This is a genomic window from Citrobacter sp. Cpo148, assembly GCF_030332375.1.
Classification (GTDB): Bacteria; Pseudomonadota; Gammaproteobacteria; order Enterobacterales; family Enterobacteriaceae; genus Citrobacter; species Citrobacter portucalensis.
This window is the reverse complement of record NZ_JAOWHY010000049.1, coordinates 18,100-40,290: the sequence shown is the minus strand read 5'-3', so window position 1 is coordinate 40,290 and position 22,191 is coordinate 18,100. Positions and strand designations below refer to the sequence as shown.

Genomic DNA, 22,191 nt, shown 5'->3' with positions numbered 1-22,191 from the left:
CCATGAATTTACAGTGTGGCAAAGATTTATTCTGACTTTAGCGGAGCAGTGGAAGAATGACAAAATATGCTTTAGTAGGGGATGTTGGCGGCACCAACGCGCGTCTTGCTCTGTGCGATATTGCCAGTGGCGAGATTTCGCAGGCAAAAACCTATTCCGGGTTGGATTATCCAAGTCTGGAGGCGGTGGTGCGCGTGTACCTGGATGAGCATAGCGTTAGCGTTGAAGATGGTTGTATTGCCATTGCCTGTCCGATAACCGGCGACTGGGTGGCAATGACCAACCATACCTGGGCGTTCTCTATTGCTGAGATGAAAAAAAACCTGGGCTTCAGCCATCTGGAAATCATCAATGATTTCACCGCTGTGTCGATGGCGATCCCGATGCTGAAAAAAGAGCATTTAATCCAGTTTGGTGGCGCGGAACCTGTTGAAGGTAAACCTATTGCTGTTTATGGCGCAGGAACCGGGCTCGGCGTGGCGCATCTGGTCCACGTGGATAAACGCTGGGTAAGCCTCCCTGGTGAAGGCGGCCACGTGGATTTTGCGCCTAACAGCGAGGAAGAGGGAATTATCCTTGAGGTTCTGCGCGCGGAAATAGGTCACGTGTCCGCAGAACGCGTGCTGTCGGGTCCGGGACTGGTGAATCTGTATCGCGCGATCGTTAAATCTGACGGACGCCTGCCGGAAAATCTGCAGCCGAAGGATATCACCGCACGGGCGCTGGAAGATTCCTGCATTGACTGTCGTCGTGCGCTGTCGCTGTTCTGCGTCATCATGGGACGTTTTGGTGGCGATCTGGCATTAACGCTGGGCACATTTGGCGGTGTGTACATCGCCGGCGGCATTGTGCCGCGCTTCCTCGACTTTTTTAAAGCGTCGGGCTTCCGCGGTGGTTTTGAAGATAAAGGTCGTTTTAAAGCCTACGTGCAGGATATTCCGGTGTATCTGATCGTGCACGATAATCCAGGACTACTTGGCGCTGGTGCGCATTTACGTCAGACGCTGGGCCACATTTTGTAAGGTCAGGGCCGGATGGCGCTCAGCGCTTATCCGGCCTTGTCGTTCTGGCTGTTCATATTTTCTAAAATTATCTTGATCATCTGTTGTTCAAATAAATCGGCATGCAGGTATCTTGTGTTTTTATATTTTTTATTGGTATCCAGATAGGGTTGATGCAAACAACATTCTGGCGGCGTGCATGAGATCAGGGTGTTAATAAGGTCAATTGGTTTAGGGTACTCAACAAATAGCGGGCCATGGCGATAGTTATTTTTATTTTGCCATTCCGCCAGATCGTCCATGAAACACTCTGCGGTTGGTTTTGGCATCGCGCTGGCTTTATCTTTGCCCAATACAATATAAGCCATGTTGTATAACCCGTGCGCGTATGGCCAGAACATTTTATGGAGCTTAGTGAGTCCCGGTTCTCTCAATGCAGATATGCTTTTACAATATAAATCGAGTTGTGTCCCTGCTTCTGTCACATCCTCATCCAGGAGCGCCATCAGGTAGCGGAGGATGAACATATCGCTTGCTGTCTGCTTCGTGGCCAGTACCTTTTGCGCTCTTTTTCTGGCATCCACTGCAAAGTCTGCACGTTTGTACCACACCGCCATCATTAAATTCGTCATGGCCAGGTTAACAGGGTGACCGTTATCACTCATGCCCAATTTTTCAGGCAATAAGAGCGGTACTCGGTCAAATAAACCCGCGGCAAGAATCTCCAGTGTCGTCCATACATTAATACTGTGATCGCAGCCTGAGTCCACACCCTGCGTCACATGTTTAATCATCGCAGACTGTCGCAGGGATAAGTGCAGAGATTCCATATCATTTGACTGTATCGCGGTTTTATATCCTAATAAATCCGGGCTGCGCTTCATGCGCAGCATAAAAAGCCATGAACTCAGCTGTTGTTGCAGTGAATAATCCAGATGGCATTGTTCATGAATATCCAGGCACTCAGCTAAATAATCGTCCGTACTTATCCATATCAGAGCATTTTTTTCCGCTTCTTTTGCGTATTCGCGTAGATATGTACGTTGATATTTTTCGCTCAGCTTTGCCATGACATCACCTGTAAAAAATAGAGTGACGACCAATATACTACAAACTTAGTTCCGCTATCCTGTTCGTCGCGGAAACGACTGAAAGCGCGCGCTGTACTCTCCATTCGTCACGCTTTTTCAGCACTATAAATGCATTAATTGTCTGAATTCTTTCACTTTGCTCCGACTAACCGGGATTTCAAATTCCAGATCCTTTAAACGCAGAATATAAGTGTTGTTAAACCAGGGTTCGATCTCGCGGATTTTATTCAGATTTACGCAGAACGAGCGGTGGCAGCGGAAGAAATGCGAAGCCGGCAGTTTGCTGCAAAATTCACTGATGTTCATCGGCATGACGTATGATTCTCGTCGCGTATAGACGAACGTCATCTTTTCATGCGCTTCAGCGTAGTAGATGTCGTTGATTGGGGTCACGATGATCCGTTCATCCTTGATCAGGTTGATCGTATCGTTTTCGCGGGCCACCGGACTTACAGGAGACGTTCCCGTTTGCTGTTGCTGCCAGGCGGCTTCCAGCTTTTGCAGCATACTGACAATGCGTGATTCCTGGTACGGCTTCAGAATGTAGTCAAAAGCTTCCAGTTCGAAGGCTTCAACAGCATGCTCTTTCCATGCGGTAATAAACACAATAAAGGGTTTATGCGCGAACTGGCTGATATTTTGTGCCAGCAATACGCCGTCCAGCGAGGGAATATTAATATCCAGAAAAATGGCGTCAACGCGGTTGTGCTGGAGATATTTCAGCACGTCCAGACCATCGTCAAACGTGCCGACAATCTCCATCTGGCTGTGCTCTTTTATCAGCCAGCTCAGTTCCTGTTGGGCCAGGAATTCATCTTCAACAATGATGACTTTCACGACTTCACTCCTGGTTAAAGCAATAATGTAGTTGGCGCGGCTGCGGGCGAGTGCACATTAGGTACATAAAAGGCAATCTCTGTGCCTGGCTCCAGACGGCGGATATGTAATCCCTCACCGTAGAGCAGCTTAACGCGATGGTGCACATTCAACAGACCAATTTTATTGCCCGGCATTTCATTGGACTCGACCCGTTCAATCACTTTTGGGTCGATACCATGACCCGTGTCTCGTACGGCAATCCGTACCCGGTTGCCGCACTCCGCAACGCTGATAGTGACCACACCTTTCCCTTTGCAGGGCTGGATCCCATGGACGATAGCGTTCTCGACCAACGGCTGAATCAGCAGGCTGGGAATAAAACAGCTTACCTCTTCATCGATATCATAAATAACGGTCAGCTTGTCGCCAAAGCGGGCCTGTTCGATGGTGATGTAATCCTTGATTTGATACAGCTCTTTCTTGATGTCGATCTGCTCATCGTCTTTTAATTCAATATTATAGCGAAGATAGCGCGATAAATTAAAAATGAGCTGACGTGCGGTGTCCGGGTTAAGGCGTACCGACGATGAAATCGCGTTCAGGGCATTAAACAGAAAATGGGGATTTATTTTGCTTTGCAGCGCGCGTAGCTCTGCCTTATTTGCCATTTCTCGTAGTTGCTCTGCGCGGGAGACTTCAAGCTGGGTGGAGATGATTTGCGACAGACCGATCGCCATTTCCTGTAACGAGGAAGTGATTTGATGAGCGTGACAGTAGTAGATCTTCAGCGTGCCGGTCACGACGCCTTTCTCCCAAAGCGGGATCACCAGCATAGAGTGGATTTCCGGGGTGCGATGCGCTTCATCATTGTTTTTTATGATTATTTTACCGTGATTTATGGCTTCTTGCGTGGTAGGGCTGACGAAGTCATCGTTATCGCGGTAGTTGATCTCTCCGACGCCAACATAGGCCAGAACGTGCTGAGTATTGGTGATTGCAACCGCGTCAGCGTGGATATCGTGGCGAATAATTTCGCACACCTGACGTAACGACTCGCTGTTGACCTGGCGAAAGAGCGGCAGCGTTTTGTTGGCGATATCCAGCGCCAGCTTGGCCTGTTTTGCAGCGCTGGCTTCTTTCTCACCTTCAACGCTTTGTACCAGCATCACGATAAAACCAATACAGACGCTGCCTAGGATCATTGGAATACCGATTTTTGAGACAATATCCAGCCCCAGTTCGGTGGTGGGTGCCCAGGCGACGACCAGTATCATGGTCAGTGATTCGCACAGCATTCCGCCTAAAATACCCGCGCGCCAGTGCTGCGCTTTGGGGATCTTACGGTTGATCCACCCGGCAATGCAGCCAGCCAGAATGCTGGTAATAAAGCAGGGTAGGGCAGTTACGCCGCCAATATCGATCAGGTAACGGTGGGTGCCTGCGATCAGCCCCGTAATAATGCCAACCCATGGACCGAACAGGATCCCTCCTGACATGACCGCGATAATACGCACATTGACCAGAGAACCTTCTACCGGTACGCCTGACCAGGTACTGAACAGGGCAAACATGGAGAAAATCGCGGTAACGGCGAGCAGCTCTTTTGGGGAGTGGGCTGACTTGTGCAACAGTTCGCGAAACAGGCGGATACGAATCAGGAAAAACAGACAGAACAGCATCAGTGCTGCCCGGTCAAATACCGCCAGCAGCATATTGAATATTTCGTGCACGGGTGACTCTTGCGCAAGGGTTAAACCACTATGATAGGTAACCTGAGGCAGGATGACCAGCACCCCGCAGTTCAGAGCTAATGGGGAAAAACCATAATATTAAAAGGGGATTGTTGCATGATTGTTGTATTTACAATACCTGTCCTGTGAGTGCTGCGTTCAAGGTAATGTATTTAACAACAAAATGTTAAATGATGGTAATTTTTGGCGGGTTGTGAAAATGGTTATTTCCTCATTTTACTCAGCTGTTCCTCTTTTTCGTCAGGAAAAAATATTTTGTTTTGCCTCTCGACAGAAGGAAATTATTCAGGCTATTTTCTAAACGTGCCACCATCGTGGCAGCGTCGCTCGGACGGTCCGGGCGCTAACGTTAATCTGAGGATATTATGGCTGACTCCCGCCCTGAACGTCGCTTTACGCGTATTGATCGCCTTCCCCCGTACGTTTTTAACATCACCGCTGAACTGAAGATGGCTGCGCGTCGGCGCGGCGAAGATATTATCGATTTCAGTATGGGGAACCCGGATGGGGCCACGCCTCCTCACATTGTCGAAAAACTGTGTACCGTGGCTCAGCGCCCGGATACTCACGGTTACTCCACCTCACGCGGCATTCCGCGTTTGCGTCGGGCGATTTCCCGCTGGTACCGGGAACGCTATGACGTTGAGATCGATCCTGAATCCGAAGCCATTGTGACCATCGGTTCCAAAGAGGGGCTGGCGCACCTGATGCTGGCAACACTCGATCACGGTGATACGGTCCTCGTGCCCAACCCAAGTTATCCCATCCATATCTATGGCGCGGTGATTGCCGGCGCGCAGGTGCGTTCAGTGCCGCTGGTTGAGGGGGTCGACTTCTTTAATGAGCTGGAACGCGCAATACGCGAAAGTTACCCGAAGCCGAAGATGATGATCTTAGGTTTCCCATCCAACCCGACCGCGCAGTGCGTCGAGCTGGAATTCTTTGAGAAAGTGGTGGCCCTGGCTAAACGCTATGACGTGCTGGTGGTTCACGACCTGGCCTACGCTGATATTGTTTATGACGGCTGGAAGGCACCATCGATTATGCAGGTACCCGGCGCTCGCGACGTCGCTGTTGAATTTTTCACCCTGTCGAAAAGCTACAACATGGCGGGATGGCGTATCGGGTTTATGGTGGGCAACAAAACGCTGGTGAACGCGCTGGCGCGAATCAAGAGCTATCACGATTACGGGACCTTTACGCCACTGCAGGTTGCGGCAATTGCCGCGCTGGAAGGCGATCAGCAATGTGTACGGGATATCGCTGAGCAATATAAACGTCGTCGCGATGTGCTGGTCAAAGGACTGCATGAAGCAGGCTGGATGGTCGAGATGCCAAAGGCCTCAATGTACGTTTGGGCGAAAATTCCAGAGCAATACGCCGGGATGGGGTCACTTGAGTTTGCCAAGAAGCTGCTGAACGAAGCGAAGGTATGCGTTTCGCCAGGGATTGGGTTTGGTGATTATGGTGATACGCATGTGCGATTTGCGTTGATTGAAAACCGTGACCGTACCCGCCAGGCTATTCGCGGCATCAAGGCGATGTTTCGCGCAGATGGCCTGTTACCGACCAGTGCAAAATCGACTTCTGAAAGTACCGACTGACAGAATGTTCCCCCAAAATGCAAAACAGGAGCCTGATGGCTCCTGTTTTTTTGCTGCGTCTTTTAATTTAGATCATCAGGGCGAAAGTACCGGCCCAAACGATGACCATAAAAGAAATGCCCATAAAGAAATATTTCACTTTTCATCTCTCCGCGTACCTGAGGTACGTCTAAATGAACATATGCTTACCTGACAGAGAGCTGATGCACTCGCGAACGAAAGGGAGAATACCCCTCATTTGCTTGGCTGCATCACCTCAGAATTCTGAGCTTTAATGCTCCAGACGGCGCTAATGTACGCCTAAAAATGAGGAGAGACAAGAGGCGTTTTTTTATTTAATTTGAATAACTTACAACTGTCGTGATTCGGCGACAGTTTAATTTCTGCCGGTAATAAATTGCTATTGAGCGACGGAATGGTTACTCGGAGAATTCTCATATCGCCATGATGTTAATGCGGTTAATTTTTCGCGGAATGAGATAATGAAAAGGTTAAAAATGACCAGATTAATGATGTTAGCACTCGTTTTTACGCCACTGACGTCGATGGCGGCCTCACCGTTGGCGTTTAATTTCAGCTGCGCAAGTATTGGTGGTGTGAATAGTGATGGCAAAGGCAATGTTTGGATTGATGGCTCGAAGGCGACGGTGAAGGCCTTCAATGAAAATTACTGGGAAGCCAAAAGCGGGAACAATACGGTTTCTATTTCTCGTAAAGATGACGGAAATCCGGACGTTTCCTGGAGTGGGCCGAATCGAAAGCACGGGGTATGCCTGCCTGAAGATAATATTGACTTTTCTGGGGCCAAAAAATCGACCAGCACTGGACCCTCTTTTTCCTGCGCTGCGGTTGCAAAGGGCAGTATCGAAGAGATTATCTGCCAGAGTCCTTCGCTCTCAGAAATGGATTTAGCGTTAAACGGGGCCTACAAGCAGGCGCTGGTTAAATCGAGCAATAACCCGACGCTGAAAGCAGAGCAGCGCGGTTGGGTGAAAGGGCGTAACGAGTGCTGGAAGGAACAGGATAAATCAGCCTGCATCGCCCGCAACTACAACGAGCGAATGGCTGAACTGCACAGCAAATGGGGCGTTAAGTAATTCAACCGTAGAAAAAAAGAAAGGCCTTACGGCCTTTCTTTTTAGATATACAACGAAGCTTCACCCATCGGGCGAGTTTTGAAGCGACGGTGGATCCAGAGATACTGCTCGGGTGCACGCATGATCTCTTTTTCGATAATTTTGTTCATATACGCCGCAGCCTGGCTTTCATCTGCCGGGTAACCTTCCATTTCTGGGGTGATGAACAGGCGGTAACCGGTGTTATCTGCTTTTCTCACCATGGTTACGGTCAGCATTGCTGCGCCCGATAATCGTGACAGCACGTAGGTACCGTTGGTGGTCGCCACGTCTTTGACTGCGAAGAAGGGGGCGAATGAACTCCCTTTACGACCATAGTCCTGATCGGGGGCAAACCACACTGCCTCGCCTTTTTTCAGGGCGCCGACAATACCACGCAGATTATTTCTGCCGATCATCGCCTTGTTGGAGCGCATACGACCGCGGGTTTGGATCCACTCCATCAACTTATTATTGTGCGGACGATAGGTTGCCATCATTGGCTGGCAAAGCCCCATTACGCGACCACCCAACTCGAGCGACATAAAGTGTACGCCAACGACCATCACGCCACGATTTTGCATCTGAGCGCGCTTCAGGTTGTCCAGCCCTTCTACATCAAACCATTTACGCACCCGACGGTCCGGCCAGAACCAGGCCATACCTGTTTCAAGCAGCCCCATGCCGAGCGAACGGAAATTCTCATCGACCAGTTTGTCTCTTTCTTCCTGTGACAGATTTGGGAAACAGAGTTCGAGATTTTTACGTGCAATAGATTCACGGCGTTTTAAAAATGGACGAGCCAGCGTTCCTGTACGGGTACCAAGAAAACACAATACGGGATAGGGAAGCTGTACCAGTAACCAGAGCACACCAACACCAAACCATGTGAGCCAGTAGCGCGGATGCAAAAACGCGCGTGAAAATTTACATTGGGGGAACATAAGCACCTGTTGTTGATACGAAATAGATGTATCGCGAAGATTCTTTGCCTGTCGCTTTACACTCTGCACTGATCGTTAGGCCGCCATGAACGACATTGGTTCCTGTAAAGAGTGTAAAACTGAGTCAGGACAAAACCACGAGGGGGCATGAATGATCGGACGCACAATGTACACCCGAAAATTAATGTCAGCCAGAAATAATTACTCAAGATTCGTAAATGTTTTTAGGGCGATTAAGGGCAAAATTTCGCCTATATATAATTCGTTGTTTTTATGATGATTAAATAAACGACGGAGAAACAGTGTAATAGTAAGCGGTCGAATAATTTTTGTGAATAAAATGTTGCTCAAATTGCATGCAGATAGGAATTGTCTTAGAATATAAAGTTAAGGGAGTGTAAGGACTTACGTTAAGTTTACGGCAGACAGGAGGTATCGCTATGCTCTATTTCTGGACCTTTCTCATACTGAGCATTCTGTGCGTCAGTTGCTATATCTGGCAGGTTATAGGCGCTGCGGCGTCAATTAGCGCTTTTCTCGGCATGGCCATCCTTACGGCATTAATTTACGTTTTTACTATGCGGCTGACCAATGGTAACGAAATGGTAACTGGATTATTCCTGTTTCTTGCTCCGACATGTGGTTTGATCATTCGCTTTATGGTCGCGGATGGTAAGCAATAATTTGCAATGTTACGTTTAGCAATAAATTATCACTTTGAGTTATTTATTATTTATCTGAGTTTATCGAAGTGCCAGCATCGCTGGCACTTTTTTGTGAGACCGAAATGAATTACCGGGCATCCGCCAACTGGAGTGATGCTTCCTCTTGCTGAGCATTTTTTCGCTGTTGCTCAAGTTCCAGCGCACCGCGATGAGAGAGGTAGCAGAACAGGATGCAGCAAACAATACCCCCCATCAGCAGATAGAAGCCGCCGTGCCACCCCATTTTGTCGACCATTACGCCAAACAGACTGGTGCCCAGCGATGCGCCAAAAATGTAGCTCATAAATCCGCGCAGTCCTACTGCAGAACCTACTGCGAAGCTGGGGACGATTTCCATCGTCTGAACAGAAGCGAGGAACTGTGGAACATAGATCAGGCAACCCACAATGGCGGCAAAAATAGTGACCATCAGCAGGGATTCACTTTTCCAGTAGCCGATCAAACAGACGAAAATCAGCGCCATACAAATCATGGCCAGCGGCATGCGACGGCCTTTAAACAGTTTATCGGTAAGCCAGCCCGCCAGTAATGTGGAAGGGATTGCCGCCCATTCAAAAAACAGAAAAGCGATGCTCATTTGCTCTTTCGAGAAATGTTTTTCGGTTAACAGATAAATAGGCAACCAGCTAATCATGCCAAAACGCACCATATAGACGAAGACATCTACCAGTGAAACATACCAGGCATTCTTATTACGCAGCACATAGGTGCAGAAGATCTGGAAGGCGCTCATATTTTCTGGCGCCTGGTCAGTGTGTCGGGAATTTAATACTACTTTTTCTTCCGGCATCATTTGTTCCAGAGCCGGTAAGCCTTCCTGGCGCGGTGAACCTTTCCCCAGAATCAGCACAATAAAAGCAAACAGTACGGCAACACCGGCCGGGACAATATAGCTGGCGCTTTGCCAGTGCTCGCTCCCTAAAATGGCAAAGGCGGCACCAACAATCGGAGCGACAATACCACCGCCAACGTTGTGAGAAATATTCCAGAATGCGCCGACGCGTCCACGTTCTTTACGCGGAAACCAGTTGGCGATGGTAATAAATGAAGGACCAACGCCCATTCCCTGAAACAAACCGTTGAAAACGACCAGAGCGGCAAAAATCCAGAATCCGGTACTGAATCCTAAACCGACGTTTACGATGGCGCACAGAACCAGGCCGCATGCCATAAAGACCTTAGGGCTGGCCTTGTCTGCCAGACTACTCATAATGCCTTTACTGATCCCATAGGCAATAAGCATGCAGCTGCTGAGTAGACCAATTTGCGTGGCACTGAGATCCAGATGTTCTTTCAGGTACGGTGTTGATAGCGTGAAGTTATTACGCACAATATAGTACGCAAGATAGCCAAGAAATACGCTGAGTAATGCCTGAATGCGGTATCGGCCATAAGTTTCCTGGACTTTCTCCGCCGGGACTTTATTTGCCGCTGGCCCTGCCTTAAATATGGATAACATATCATCACCTAAATTTATATTGATGTGAATATCAGGATTTTTCGCAGTGAAGAGTGAAATAGACGGCAGAGAAACTCAAGTTGATGAAATGAGTCACTATTGACACAATTTGTGGATTACGTGGCTGATTTTGACTCTTTTTAAATAATGGCTTTTCAATTCTATTCTTTTACGAACGCTTTTATCATCGGCGTGTGCGGATATTAACAAATTCAGACTGCGTTTTCGGGTATTCTTTACCGATGTCGTCACTTTCCGTTTGGTTATTCTACGAATAACCTTATTCTTCCCCCAGTCGGTGATAAACGGGTAAGTTTTGTCTCAATATTATTTTTTGCATATGTTGGTATTTATGAACGGGATCACAAACAGACTTTTGGGCCGGGGGCGTTGTTGGGCGTTCTCGCTCTGTTTTATGTCGTTGTCGGTGAGTTGCCTGGCGCAGGGTAAAGAGCTGGTAATGGCGACAACCTTTTCCCCTGGGGCAACGGCCTGGATTATTCAGCGTTGGCAGACTGAACCGGGGTCGGTGATGATTCGCACGTTAAACCGGACCAGCAGTTCGTTGGAGCAACTGCTGGATACCGCGAATGCGGAAAATGTTGATCTGATTTTGACCTCATCCCCTATGCTGTTGCAGCATCTGCAGGAGCATCAGAAGTTGGCGCCTTTCGAAAATGCGTTGCCGGAAAGCCAGCGGCTGGTGCCAGACTCTATCCGTTCGACCTCCGTGGCAGTGGCGATATCTGGTTTTGGTCTGTTGATTAATCGTTCTGCGCTGGTGGCACGACATCTGTCGCCTCCTGCCGACTGGGGGGATTTAACGCTGCCCAAATATCAGAACGCGCTGTTGATGAGTAGCCCATCGCGTTCGGATACCAACCATCTGATGGTTGAGTCATTGCTACAGCAAAAAGGGTGGGATGCGGGGTGGGCGACGCTGCTGGCGAGTGCTGGAAATCTGGTGACGATTTCATCACGCAGTTTTGGCGTAGCCGACAAAATTAAGAGTGGCCTGGGCGTGGCGGGGCCGGTCATTGATAATTATGCCAACCTGTTGCTTAACGATCCTCACCTGGCTTTTACCTATTTTCCACGCTCGGCGGTATCGCCAACCTATGTTGCTGTTCTCAAGAACAGCCAGCACCCCAATGAAGCGCGTCGTTTTATCCGCTATTTGTTAAGCCCGGAGGGACAGCGGATCCTTGCTGATGCGAATACGGGGAAATATCCGGTAACGCAGCTCGCATCTGATAATCCCCGCGCTGCTCAGCAGGCTATTTTAATGAACCAGCCTCCGCTTAATTATCGGCTGATCCTTAAGCGACAACAGTTAGTGCAGCGGATGTTTGATACCGCCATCAGTTTCCGTCTTGCGCAACTGAAGGATGCATGGCGGGCACTATACAGTGCGGAAGCACGCCTGAAACGCCCGCTACCCGAAATCAGAGCCTTACTGACCAGCGTTCCGATAGATGCCAAAAGTAGTGAAGATGAAGCCTGGCTTGCGCAGTTTGATAATAAAAGCGTTGCCGAACAGCAGATGATGGAGTGGCAGCTCTGGTTTCTTAAAAACCAGCGTCAGGCGATATCAAAACTGGAAGAATTAAAATGAAAGGTGGATCGATACTGCAACGCCTTCGCCAACTCAGCATCAGCAGCAGCCTGCGGGGAGCCTTTCTAACGGGCGCATTACTGACGTTGAGCGTAAGCTGCGTCAGTTTGTACTCCTGGCATGAGCAGAGCTCGCAGATACGCTATTCGCTTGATGATTACTTCCCGCGCGTGCATTCCGCTTTCTTGATTGAAGGAAATCTTAACCTGGTTGTGGACCAGCTAAATGAATTCCTGCTGGCTCCCAATACAACAGTAAGGCTGCAACTGCGCAATCAGATAATCTCGCATCTGGATAAAATCGAAGTGCTGAGCAGGGGGTTGCAATCAGCAGAGCAGCAGCAACTGGCGGTGATTTTGCAGGATAGCCGGGCGCTGATGGCGGAACTGGACCGGGTGCTCTACAACATGTTCCTTGTCCGCGAAAAAGTGAGCGAACTTTCTGCGCGCATTGATTGGCTACATGATGATTTTACTACTGAGCTGAATTCACTGGTGCAGGACTTTACCTGGCAGCAGGGGACGTTGCTGGATCAAATCGAGGCCAAAAATGGTGATGCGGCGCTGTATCTCAAACGTGCCCGAGAGGTGCAAAACGAGCAGCAGCAGGTCTACACCCTGGCAAGAATTGAAAACCAGATCGTTGATGATTTACGCGACAGGCTCAATGAACTGAAATCGGGTAGCGACGATGGCATGCTGGTGGAGAATCACATCCGCTACCTGGAAAATCTGAAGAAAACGGCGGATGAAAATATCCGTACCCTCGATGACTGGCCCAGTACTATCACACTGCGACAAACTATCGATGAGCTGCTGGAAATCGGGATGATGAAAAATAAAATGCCCGATACGATGCGCGATTATGTCGCAGCGCAAAAAGCGCTGGTTGATGCCAGCCATGCCAGAGAGGCCACGCTTGGGCGCTTTCGAACACTGCTGGAAGCGCAACTGGGGAGTAGCCATCAGCAAATGCAGACGTTTAACCAGCGGCTGGAACAAATTGTTCGCGTCAGCGGTGGACTTATCCTGCTGGCGACGCTGCTGGCGCTACTTCTCGCCTGGGGGCTTAACCACTACTTCATTCGCTCGCGTCTGGTGAAGCGTTTTACTGCGCTCAACCAGGCCGTGGTGCAAATTGGTCTTGGCAGAACGGATGCCTCTATCCCGGTATATGGACGCGATGAACTGGGGCGTATCGCAGGCTTACTGCGTCATACCCTGGGCCAGTTGAGTGCGCAAAAAAATCAGCTGGAGCAGGAAGTGACCGAACGCAAGGAGATTGAATCCGATCTTCGTGCAACGCAGGATGAGCTGATCCAGACGGCAAAACTGGCGGTGGTCGGCCAGACTATGACCACGCTGGCGCACGAGATTAATCAACCGCTGAATGCCCTGTCGATGTACCTGTTTACGGCAGGGAGGGCAATCGAACAGGGGCAACCCGCTCAGGCCAGAAGCACATTAACCAAAGCGGAAGGGCTGATTACTCGCATCGATGCCATTATCCGTTCACTGCGTCAGTTTGCTCGCCGGGCCGAACCTGGCACGCCTCTGCATCCGGTCGATCTCCGACAAACGTTCAACGCTGCCTGGGAACTGTTGGCCATGCGACACAAGCCACAGCAGGGTACGCTGACGCTCCCAGACCGGGGCGTGTGGGTGGCTGGTGATGAAGTGCGTATCCAGCAGGTGCTGGTAAACGTCCTGGCAAATGCGCTGGATGCCTGTCCGGTTGTGGCGAAAATAGAGGTTCACTGGCAGACCGAAGGCAGCCGGTTGTGCGTATTTATCAGCGATAACGGCCCCGGCTGGCCTGGGGCATTATTACCATCACTGTTAAAACCGTTTACCACCAGTAAGGATGTTGGCCTCGGTATTGGCTTATCGATTTGTGTATCGTTAATGATGCAAATGAACGGCGAACTGCGCCTGGCGTCGACCCCGGGGCGCAATGCCTGCGTCGTTCTGCAATTTAATCTGACGGATGTAAACGATGTTGAGTGATGAATATTCTGTTCTGCTTATTGATGATGATGCCGATGTTCTTGACGCTTACACCTTGTTGCTTGAACAGGAGGGATATCATGTATTCGCATGCAGTAACCCTTTTGATGCCCGAAATTGGCTGCAGGCCGACTGGCCAGGGATTGTCCTGAGCGACGTGTGTATGCCTGGCTGTAATGGGATTGACCTGATGACGTTGTTTCATCAGGATGACAATCAGCTTCCGATCCTGTTGATCACCGGACATGGCGATGTCCCGATGGCGGTGGACGCGGTGAAGAAAGGTGCGTGGGATTTTCTGCAAAAACCGGTTGATCCAGGCAAACTGCTGGTGTTGGTAGAGGATGCGTTGCGTCAGAGAAAATCTGTGATTGCACGTCGTCACTATTGCCAGCAAAAGCTCCAGGTTGAACTGGTCGGCTACAGTGACTGGGTTAATCAGTACCGCCAGCGCTTACGGCAACTGGCTGAAACGGATATTGCCGTCTGGTTTTATGGCGAGCCGGGAACGGGGCGTATGACCGGAGCCCGTTATTTGCATCAGCTTGGGCGCAGCGCTGAAGGACCGTTTATCCGCGGGGAATTGACGTTAGAGAATGCGGGGCAACTCAATGACCTTATTGCCCAGGCGCAAGGGGGAACGCTGGTCCTGAGCCATATTGAGTGCCTGACGCGCGAACAGCAGCACCAACTGGTGCATTTGCAAAGCCAGGAGCGGCGTCCGTTTCGCTTAATTGGCATTGGCGCCACTTCGTTGGTGGAACTGGCGGCAACTAATCAGATTGTGGCCGAACTTTATTACTGTTTTGCGATGACGCAAATTGGTTGCCAGCCGTTGTCTCAGCGCCCGGATGATATTGAGCCGCTGTTTCGCCATTATCTGCAGAAAGCCTGTCTGCGCCTGAATCATCCCGTGCCCGAGGTTGACGGGGAATTACTAAAAGGAATGCGGCGTCGCGTGTGGTTAAGCAATGTTCGAGAGCTGGCCAATGCCGCCGAGCTTTTTGCAGTTGGGTTATTGCCACTGGCTGAAACCGCGAATCCACAGCTACATTTGCCCGAACCGACACCGCTCGATCGTCGGGTCGACGAGTACGAGCGACAGATCATTACCGAAGCGCTTAATATTCATCAGGGACGTATTAATGAAGTGGCGGAGTATTTACAAATTCCGCGTAAGAAACTGTATTTGCGCATGAGAAAATACGGACTGAGCAAGGAACACTATAAGTTTTAGCAGATGGCGTGTGGGGAAGAAGAGCGGTTGACGGTATTTCGGTGGCGGCGCTAGCGTTCACCGAAATACGCGACGGAACTCCGGGTGATTATCGGGGTGTTTTTCTTACCACATCAAATCGTCAGGAATGACAAAATCAGCATACGGATCGTCTTCGTCCTTCGCTTCCTGGCTCAGTTCGCAATTGAGAACAATATAGCTTGCATCGCGCTGGGCAATCTTGTCGGCGACAACAGCCGGGATAATGGCGTATTCGCTCTCGCTGCTGCTTTCAGCCGTCAGGCGGGCAATGGCCAGACGGCCCTTGATCAACTGAGACTGGGTTACTTTATCAACATAAACTTTTTTGATCAGGTTATTGTCGGTAAAGTTGTAACCAATATCGCCACGGGAAATGGTGATTTTGTTCATTTCAATCAGTTGCTTGATCTGCGCTTTGTATTCTTTAGACAATGCGGCCTGCTTCTGCTGTTCGCTGAGCTGCTTATCACGCTCGACCTGTGCTTTTTTATTTTCTTCAACCGCTTCTCTGGCTTCACGAGCCTGAACGCGCGATTTTTTCGCCGTTCTCTGCACTTTCGCCATTTTTTTGCTGCTGACCAGACCTGCTTTAAGCATCTGTTCTTGTAGGGTAAGTTTTGTCATTGTCGCTTCTAATCCAAAAAATCGTTGTAAGGATTATAACCTTAACGTTCGGCGGGACGCCAGAATGATGGCCGCGCCATGGCTGTTATCTCGGGCTGCTGTCATTGTCCTGTGCTTCTCTCTCTATCTGAATCAGTTGATGATTACCTGATTCTTTAATAAAAAATAATATGCCAAATAAGTTAGCAAAATGGAGCATAGATTTGCATGTGTTAATTATTTAGAGTTTTATTCTAATTGAAGTAATTAAATAGAGTTATCTTGGCAAAAATTTAATCTAAAAAACAAACAGTTGCCCATTGTTCAAATTTAAAGAGCCGCTTCTTTACGCCGATAACCATAATGAAAATATGGATAATGGAGGGAAGTGGCATGTGGTGGGTTTATCGAATGCCGATGAAAATGAAGTTAATAATTGCGCTACAACCATTATTACTGGCGTTATGTTGGTTTGCTGGTTCAGGAATATTAACGCGCATTGAGACAGAACGGCAGATGGAGAATATTGCCCAACTGACAGCGCTCGCACGCAGTGCCGGAAATGTAGTGCATGAATTGCAAAAAGAACGCGGCATGAGTGTCGGGTTTCTGGGGGCTGAAGGGAAGACGTTCAAAGATGAGTTAAACGCACAGCGGGCTTTGACCGATCGCGAGATCGAGGTATTTGTGCGGTCACTGTCCGATACTGCCTTACCGGAAGGGGATGTCGCTACTTCTGTCGCTGCGTTTAAGAAAAATATTCTTTCGCTCGCTACCATCCGCGAAAACGTCACGCAGTTGGGGCTTCCAGCATCAGATGTGGTTAAGTTTTATACCAATGTCATTGCTGATGTGCTGAATTTTGTGGGTAGATTGGGGCAGTTGACGGATTCAGGCGAGATGGCAAACGCATTTGCCGCCTACTACAACCTGCTGAATTTGAAAGAACAAGCGGGTATTGAACGGGCGCTGTTATCAAATATCTTTTCCTCCGGCCATTTCGCCGACGGACAGTTACATCAACTCAGTGATGTCGTCAGTAAACAGAAAGTTTGGTTGGCAGAATCGTTACGTCTGAGTTCACCGGAACAGGCGGCCATGTTGAAAAGCCGCTTACAGTCAGCAGAAGCGTCAAAAGCCCTCGCATTTCGCGAGATCGCGTTTAACCATGTCGAGAACGGTGGATTTGGTGTCGATCCTACGGTCTGGTTTAAAGTACAAACCCAGCGTATTGAAGTGATGCGGCAGATAGAAAATGTGACAGCGAATCGTCTGTTGGCGAATGCAGAAAAACTCGCGCAAGATGCACGAAAAAACTGGCAAATATATATGGCTGTTAGCCTGTTAGCGCTCCTGGCATCATTGACGTTCGCAGGGGCCATCGCAATCAATATGCACCGTCAGTTTAGTGACACGCTACGCAAGATTGCGGGTATGAATGGCGATCTGACTCAACGTCTGGCGACCCCGGGCAAAGATGAGCTTTCCTCACTTAATCGTGCCTATAACACGATGCTGGAAAGTATTCAGCATATCGTACAGGAGATTAAGCAAGGCTCCGTGGTTTTGTCCGATGCCAGTAGCAGTATTACGGCGGGAAATCAGGATCTGGCTCAACGTACAGATGAACAGGCTGCATCAATAGTAGAAGCTGTGGCCAGTATGGAGCAGTTATCAACTGCGATTACGCAAACGGCGGATAATGCCCGCGAAGCGGAGCATCTGACAATCAGACTGGAAAAAGAGGTCCGACAGGCCAGTAACGTTGCCAGTGCGGCGAACCAGAGCATGGGGGATATTCGCGCTTCCAGTGAGAAAATCTCGAATATTGTGACCTCGATTGATGATATTTCGTTTCAGACTAACTTACTGGCGCTGAATGCGGCAGTGGAAGCAGCACGGGCTGGAGAGATGGGCAGGGGGTTTGCTGTCGTAGCCAGTGAAGTGAGAAATCTTTCGCAGCGTTGCGCCAAAGAGGCTAACCAAATCCGTGAGCTGGTCGCGCAGAATATGGTCAAAATTAGTGAGGGCGTTGAACGGGTTACTGCATCTGCTACCGCGCTGGAAGCCGCGGCGGATAATACCACCAGTATGAAGCAATATATTGCAGATATCGCTCGTGTGGCGACGGAGCAGTCACAAGGGGTAACCCAGATAAACCTGGCATTGCGACCGATGGAGCAGGTTACACAGCAAAATGCGGCGTTGGTATCTCAGGCTGCGAGCGACAGCCAGCGGCTGGACAATCTGTCGGCAACCATGAAGGATCTGGTTAACCGTTTTGTTGTCTGACGTGGCGCCGTTTAACCGACCCGGAAAACATACCGGGTCGGTTAGTTGTCGTATCCTCATGGTGAGGATACGAGGGAAGATTGGTCAGGCACTTTCAGTGGGTTAGAAAAAGATTTCTGACACAGGGATGTCGTCGCTGGTAAAGTGAGCAACCAATACCGAGATCTGGCCAGAAGGGAATTCAGTGTGACCGAGCGTATTGATTATCAGGCTGAAAAATATAGTTTTACTGAGGCAACAGAGTGTTCCCGTCTTACCGGCCAGTGGGCTGATGTTATTGCTGAATGCCGGGAAATGAAGGCGGGGCCCCAAGAACGTCTGCGTATTGCTTTATTGAATGTGGACTACGTGACCAGCTTTGAGCTGCCTTTCCGCTTGTTATTACTCCGTACTCCACAACTGATTGCCAGCGTGCGTGAAGAGCTGCAGCTTAGTCAGAAAAACGTCATCTTTAACGGCAAACGCTTTGGTTGTGTTTACAGCCTGAAAGCGAGTCTCGGTGGGATACCGGATAAATTTCAGTACCGCCTGTCACATCGTATCCGGCGCATTAGTCCTGCAGGTTCAAGCGAAGCGCCATATCAGCAGATTGCTAAAACAGTAAAAGCGCCGCGTGAACGTCTGAAGCTGGCACTGGAATCGGGCCTTGATGTCACTGCGCTGGACGGGCTTTTCTGGTTTGGCAGCCAGCGTATTGCCGCTGATGTGTTGAGGCTGAGAAAAGCAGGGATGCGGATAGCGACAAAGCAGACAATGGTGTCCGACAATCTTACTGCAACAGTGAGGAATGTGCCTTTTTATCGCTTGGCACAGGGATGAACTGACTGGTAAATGAAGGAATTATAACGGGGAGCATAAGAATTCATGGTGTCCCCTGCAGGAATCGAACCTGCAACTAGCCCTTAGGAGGGGCTCGTTATATCCATTTAACTAAGGGGACATATATCTAACTGATTTTCAAGCGTTCAGCTTGAGTCGCATGTTATCCTATCATTCCCCGTATCATCAAGCATTTCATTCCTTTTATTTCCTATCCTTTCTTATCTTTCCGCTTAGAAAATCACTTCGTTCACTTGCCATTGCGTACAGATTGAGTACAGAATGCTGAAATTCAGTGTGTACAGGATACAGAGCCGTGGCCCTCAGTGATACCAAACTTCGCAGCATCAATGCTAAGCCCTACAGCGGCGCACCCGAAGTCACAGATGGTGACGGTCTGAGTGTACGCATAACCCCAACTGGAACGATTACGTTTCAGTTTCGCTACCGTTGGAATGGTAAACCAGTTCGCCTTTCTGTTGGTCGCTATCCAGCCATGTCTCTCAAAGATGCTCGTGTAGTCGTTGGCGAGATGCGTGAATTGTACCTCAAGGGGCTAAACCCTAAAAATTATTTTGCCAAAGAAGATGGAGAGCTAACGCTCAAAGAGTGTCTCGATCAGTGGTGGAGCAAGTATGTTGAAACGCTGAAACCAAATACACAGACCCTGTATAAGTCAGTTGTGTACAACACCATGTACACAGAGTTTCCAGATGCACCGGTAGTGAATATTCCTGTTTCGGCCTGGGTAAGGTTCTTTGATAAGCAGGAAAAGAAAAACGGGAAAAAGGCCCGAGTGCTGCTTCTCCAGCTCCGATCCGTTATGAACTGGTGTATAAGCCGACAGTTAATCGCTTCATGCGAAGTCTTGAAGCTCAGCGTTAAGAACATAGGCAAGAAACCTGATGTCGGTAGCCGGGTTCTCACCTATACCGAGTTAGCCAAAATATGGTTAGCGCTGGAAAACAACAAGATCGTTACCTCTAACAAGGTGCTTCATCAGCTTCTGTTGCTTTGGGGGGCAAGGTTGTCGGAACTTCGCCTTGCTACCGCCAGTGAGTTCAACATGGATGATCTGATTTGGACAACTCCATCAGAGCATTCCAAGATGGGAAATGTGATTCGCAGGCCTGTTTTCGACCAAGTAAAGCCTTTTGTGGAAAGGCTGCTTAATTCAGGTAACGATGTTCTCTTTCCCGGTCAGGAACTGGACAAGGCCATAGATCGTTCGTCAGCAAATCTCTACATGAAAAAATTAAGGGATAAGATTGATATACCTGAATGGCGAACGCACGACTTCAGGCGCTCTCTGGTAACTAATTTGTCTGGGGAAGGGATTATGCCGCATGTCACAGAAAAGATGTTGGGGCATGAGTTAGGTGGGGTTATGGCAGTATATAACAAGCACGATTGGCTGGTGGAACAGAAAGAGGCATATGAATTGTATGCTGATAAAATTTTATGGCACGTTAAGAAATTATGATGATTAAATTAATTGGGTTTATTGAGTGTTAATCTTTCAATCTAAATGAGGAAATAATATGAGAGGTGGAGTTGAGTTGGATATGGATGTCATTAAAGCACTAAGGTGGCTTGCAGAAACTACTAATGACCCTCGAGGATTTTCTCAGAGATTGGAGATTGCTCAGAATAATTATATAAAAGAAACTTCAAAAAAGGTTAATTTTGGTGTTGTGTTTGATAAGGCATGGTATGGAGATGATGTTGTCGCTGGATTTTTTTCACAGGCGAAGTCTTTAATTGATAGTCGACGAGCCTTTGAAATATCCACAGCGTCACAAATCATTCCGTGGGTGAAACAATTAGGTCAAAATATTGATATTCTTGATCAAATACCAGGGGCTAAAGAACGGGCTAAAAGAATGCTCGATAGTACTAGTGTTTATCCAGATACTGCATTATTTGAATTAATCCTTGCAGGGAATTATGCTGCAATGGGGTATGATGTTGAATTCATCCCAGAAAAAAAAGGGATAGCTAAAACTCCAGAGTTCAAATGTAGTTTCCATGATGGAGTAGATTTTGTAGTTGAGTGTAAACGACTTCAGAAGGGAAAATATGCTTGCCAGGAGGAAAGTGCTCATCTTCGACAAATTCAGCCAGTTGAGCTTCGGATTCGTTCAAAGAGAATGAGCATCTGGATGGATGTTACTTATAAAAATGAAGTCGACAAGATACCGGATACTTATCTTGTAAATCATTTGAGCAATTATTATGGAGTGGATTATAATTGGGATGATGAATACGGAGTCGGTTTTATAAAGCAAGCTAAGCTACATGAATTGAAAAAGGATGTGGAAATAAATGGTTCTATTTCATTTCACACTAAACTTGCGAGGCTACTAAAGGGAAAAGATTTGGATGATAATAATTACAATATCATTGCATTAGGTCGTTCTGATGAACGCGATCCTAGGTTTATATCAAAAATAAAATATGCGTCCTTGGTAACATGGCGCTGTGTGAGTGAACAGTCATTGGAAGGCCGTTCGCGCCATATAAAAAGCACATTGGCTGAAATCGAAAAACAAACTTCTTCTTATGGCCTTGGCGTTGGTCATATTGCGATAGATATTGATGTTCAGAAAGAAGTTGCAGATAAGCGTCGTGAGAAGAACAAGAAAGTAGCTCAAGAATTTGAAATGGAATCTGAGCTTGTAAGGCTCAATATTCATTATTTATTGACTCGTATCGAAGAGAATCACTCATGGATGGTTGATGAAACTCTTGATTATTTTTGCTCTAATGATTTGGTGAAGTATATTGTCCCGCTTGTCCAAATTTTCCCAGACGCAATCATTTTTAATAATGATTTACCAGCGTGGTACCAAAAATGATGAAAATATAACCACCGTTGCCCAAAGTGGTTATATTTTTGCAGCTATAAGGCTCTATTGACTCCACCTTCATCCAGCCAGCGAGTGACAGCTTTTCTACTATACCTAGTGGGATATGTCAGGACTGGCTGTGGAAAACCATGCTCTTTACGTAATCGCCAGACTGCTGTTTTTTTCTTTCCAAGCAGGTTAAACACTTCCTGCTCTTCCATAAAATCATTAGTAGTCATA

At 48.3% G+C, this 22,191-nt stretch carries 19 protein-coding genes and 1 tRNA gene; 11 read left to right on the top strand and 9 right to left on the bottom strand.

The window, feature by feature from the left end; all coding sequences use genetic code 11:
• Positions 1 to 56: 56 nt before the first annotated feature.
• Positions 57 to 1,022, top strand: coding sequence for a glucokinase (gene glk, locus OGY10_RS20420; RefSeq protein WP_003028256.1), 966 nt, complete (start codon positions 57 to 59; stop codon positions 1,020 to 1,022).
• Between the two features lie 26 nt (positions 1,023 to 1,048).
• Here glk and OGY10_RS20415 read toward each other — a convergent pair whose 3' ends face one another.
• The 3 genes from OGY10_RS20415 to OGY10_RS20405 form a co-directional block, all read right to left on the bottom strand.
• Positions 1,049 to 2,071 (bottom strand): hypothetical protein, encoded by a 1,023-nt coding sequence (locus tag OGY10_RS20415; protein ID WP_191226959.1) that lies wholly within the window; start codon positions 2,069 to 2,071, stop codon positions 1,049 to 1,051.
• 123 nt (positions 2,072 to 2,194) lie between these two features.
• Complete coding sequence (locus OGY10_RS20410) at positions 2,195 to 2,929, bottom strand: LytR/AlgR family response regulator transcription factor (RefSeq protein ID WP_003834866.1); 735 nt, start codon at positions 2,927 to 2,929, stop codon at positions 2,195 to 2,197.
• A gap of 14 nt (positions 2,930 to 2,943) precedes the next feature.
• Positions 2,944 to 4,641 carry a sensor histidine kinase gene (locus OGY10_RS20405; protein ID WP_008785387.1) on the bottom strand — a complete coding sequence of 566 codons (1,698 nt, stop codon included), beginning with the start codon at positions 4,639 to 4,641 and terminating at the stop codon, positions 2,944 to 2,946.
• 386 nt (positions 4,642 to 5,027) lie between these two features.
• Between OGY10_RS20405 and alaC the strand changes: the two genes are divergently transcribed.
• A complete protein-coding gene (gene alaC, locus OGY10_RS20400; RefSeq protein WP_191226960.1) occupies positions 5,028 to 6,266 on the top strand; it encodes an alanine transaminase in 1,239 nt (412 codons plus the stop codon).
• Between the two features lie 67 nt (positions 6,267 to 6,333).
• Here alaC and ypdK read toward each other — a convergent pair whose 3' ends face one another.
• The gene (gene ypdK / locus OGY10_RS20395) at positions 6,334 to 6,405 is read right to left on the bottom strand and encodes a membrane protein YpdK (protein ID WP_010723117.1); all 72 of its coding nucleotides are present in this window, start codon (positions 6,403 to 6,405) and stop codon (positions 6,334 to 6,336) included.
• Between the two features lie 343 nt (positions 6,406 to 6,748).
• Here ypdK and OGY10_RS20390 point away from each other — a divergent pair, with 343 nt between their 5' ends.
• Positions 6,749 to 7,363 carry a lysozyme inhibitor LprI family protein gene (locus tag OGY10_RS20390; protein WP_032944115.1) on the top strand — a complete coding sequence of 205 codons (615 nt, stop codon included), beginning with the start codon at positions 6,749 to 6,751 and terminating at the stop codon, positions 7,361 to 7,363.
• 41 nt (positions 7,364 to 7,404) lie between these two features.
• Here the strand turns inward: OGY10_RS20390 and lpxP are convergent, their stop codons facing one another.
• Complete coding sequence (gene lpxP / locus OGY10_RS20385; RefSeq protein ID WP_020996694.1) at positions 7,405 to 8,325, bottom strand: kdo(2)-lipid IV(A) palmitoleoyltransferase; 921 nt, start codon at positions 8,323 to 8,325, stop codon at positions 7,405 to 7,407.
• A gap of 440 nt (positions 8,326 to 8,765) precedes the next feature.
• On the opposite strand from lpxP, the gene OGY10_RS20380 reads away from it, so the two are divergent.
• Positions 8,766 to 9,008: a DUF2545 family protein gene (locus OGY10_RS20380; protein WP_008785383.1), complete on the top strand. Its 243-nt coding sequence runs from the start codon at positions 8,766 to 8,768 to the stop codon at positions 9,006 to 9,008.
• Positions 9,009 to 9,117: 109 nt separating this feature from the next.
• Here OGY10_RS20380 and pgtP read toward each other — a convergent pair whose 3' ends face one another.
• On the bottom strand, positions 9,118 to 10,509 hold the full coding sequence (gene pgtP / locus OGY10_RS20375) for a phosphoglycerate transporter PgtP (protein ID WP_048234793.1): 1,392 nt from the start codon (positions 10,507 to 10,509) through the stop codon (positions 9,118 to 9,120).
• A gap of 415 nt (positions 10,510 to 10,924) precedes the next feature.
• Here pgtP and pgtC point away from each other — a divergent pair, with 415 nt between their 5' ends.
• The 3 genes from pgtC to pgtA are packed head-to-tail and all read left to right on the top strand — an operon-like array spanning position 10,925 to position 15,367.
• Positions 10,925 to 12,124, top strand: coding sequence for a phosphoglycerate transport regulator PgtC (gene pgtC / locus OGY10_RS20370; protein WP_191227202.1), 1,200 nt, complete (start codon positions 10,925 to 10,927; stop codon positions 12,122 to 12,124).
• Between the two features lie 11 nt (positions 12,125 to 12,135).
• Positions 12,136 to 14,130 (top strand): two-component system sensor histidine kinase PgtB, encoded by a 1,995-nt coding sequence (gene pgtB / locus OGY10_RS20365; protein WP_191227203.1) that lies wholly within the window; start codon positions 12,136 to 12,138, stop codon positions 14,128 to 14,130.
• Entirely contained in the window at positions 14,120 to 15,367 is a 1,248-nt protein-coding gene (gene pgtA, locus OGY10_RS20360; protein ID WP_032944112.1) for a two-component system response regulator PgtA, read from the top strand. The genes pgtB and pgtA overlap by 11 nt, the downstream gene beginning before the upstream one ends.
• A gap of 105 nt (positions 15,368 to 15,472) precedes the next feature.
• Here pgtA and OGY10_RS20355 read toward each other — a convergent pair whose 3' ends face one another.
• On the bottom strand, positions 15,473 to 16,012 hold the full coding sequence (locus OGY10_RS20355) for a DUF2058 domain-containing protein (RefSeq protein WP_020996692.1): 540 nt from the start codon (positions 16,010 to 16,012) through the stop codon (positions 15,473 to 15,475).
• Between the two features lie 372 nt (positions 16,013 to 16,384).
• On the opposite strand from OGY10_RS20355, the gene OGY10_RS20350 reads away from it, so the two are divergent.
• Positions 16,385 to 18,283: a methyl-accepting chemotaxis protein gene (locus OGY10_RS20350; RefSeq protein ID WP_191226961.1), complete on the top strand. Its 1,899-nt coding sequence runs from the start codon at positions 16,385 to 16,387 to the stop codon at positions 18,281 to 18,283.
• 186 nt (positions 18,284 to 18,469) lie between these two features.
• Positions 18,470 to 19,102, top strand: coding sequence for an ECs1377 family protein (locus tag OGY10_RS20345; RefSeq protein WP_103285596.1), 633 nt, complete (start codon positions 18,470 to 18,472; stop codon positions 19,100 to 19,102).
• Between the two features lie 46 nt (positions 19,103 to 19,148).
• Here the strand turns inward: OGY10_RS20345 and OGY10_RS20340 are convergent.
• Positions 19,149 to 19,223 (bottom strand) — tRNA-Arg (locus OGY10_RS20340).
• 195 nt (positions 19,224 to 19,418) lie between these two features.
• On the opposite strand from OGY10_RS20340, the gene OGY10_RS20335 reads away from it, so the two are divergent.
• Both OGY10_RS20335 and OGY10_RS20330 read left to right on the top strand, forming a co-directional pair.
• Positions 19,419 to 20,585 (top strand): tyrosine-type recombinase/integrase, encoded by a 1,167-nt coding sequence (locus OGY10_RS20335; RefSeq protein ID WP_191234973.1) that lies wholly within the window; start codon positions 19,419 to 19,421, stop codon positions 20,583 to 20,585.
• 58 nt (positions 20,586 to 20,643) lie between these two features.
• Positions 20,644 to 21,960, top strand: a complete 1,317-nt coding sequence (locus tag OGY10_RS20330; RefSeq protein WP_286577333.1) for a hypothetical protein — start codon at positions 20,644 to 20,646, stop codon at positions 21,958 to 21,960.
• Between the two features lie 44 nt (positions 21,961 to 22,004).
• Here OGY10_RS20330 and OGY10_RS20325 read toward each other — a convergent pair whose 3' ends face one another.
• Positions 22,005 to 22,190, bottom strand: coding sequence for a DNA-binding protein (locus tag OGY10_RS20325; RefSeq protein ID WP_200007863.1), 186 nt, complete (start codon positions 22,188 to 22,190; stop codon positions 22,005 to 22,007).
• Between the last annotated feature and the right edge of the window lies 1 nt (position 22,191).

Coding starts and splice junctions, on each gene's coding strand:
- glk (WP_003028256.1), top strand. CDS start 57: ATGACAAAATATGCTTTAGTAGGGGATGTTGGCGGCACCAACGCGCGT.
- OGY10_RS20415 (WP_191226959.1), bottom strand. CDS start 2,071: ATGGCAAAGCTGAGCGAAAAATATCAACGTACATATCTACGCGAATAC.
- alaC (WP_191226960.1), top strand. CDS start 5,028: ATGGCTGACTCCCGCCCTGAACGTCGCTTTACGCGTATTGATCGCCTT.
- OGY10_RS20390 (WP_032944115.1), top strand. CDS start 6,749: ATGAAAAGGTTAAAAATGACCAGATTAATGATGTTAGCACTCGTTTTT.
- lpxP (WP_020996694.1), bottom strand. CDS start 8,325: ATGTTCCCCCAATGTAAATTTTCACGCGCGTTTTTGCATCCGCGCTAC.
- OGY10_RS20380 (WP_008785383.1), top strand. CDS start 8,766: ATGCTCTATTTCTGGACCTTTCTCATACTGAGCATTCTGTGCGTCAGT.
- pgtP (WP_048234793.1), bottom strand. CDS start 10,509: ATGTTATCCATATTTAAGGCAGGGCCAGCGGCAAATAAAGTCCCGGCG.
- pgtC (WP_191227202.1), top strand. CDS start 10,925: ATGTCGTTGTCGGTGAGTTGCCTGGCGCAGGGTAAAGAGCTGGTAATG.
- pgtA (WP_032944112.1), top strand. CDS start 14,120: ATGTTGAGTGATGAATATTCTGTTCTGCTTATTGATGATGATGCCGAT.
- OGY10_RS20355 (WP_020996692.1), bottom strand. CDS start 16,012: ATGACAAAACTTACCCTACAAGAACAGATGCTTAAAGCAGGTCTGGTC.
- OGY10_RS20350 (WP_191226961.1), top strand. CDS start 16,385: ATGTGGTGGGTTTATCGAATGCCGATGAAAATGAAGTTAATAATTGCG.
- OGY10_RS20330 (WP_286577333.1), top strand. CDS start 20,644: ATGAGAGGTGGAGTTGAGTTGGATATGGATGTCATTAAAGCACTAAGG.
- OGY10_RS20325 (WP_200007863.1), bottom strand. CDS start 22,190: ATGACTACTAATGATTTTATGGAAGAGCAGGAAGTGTTTAACCTGCTT.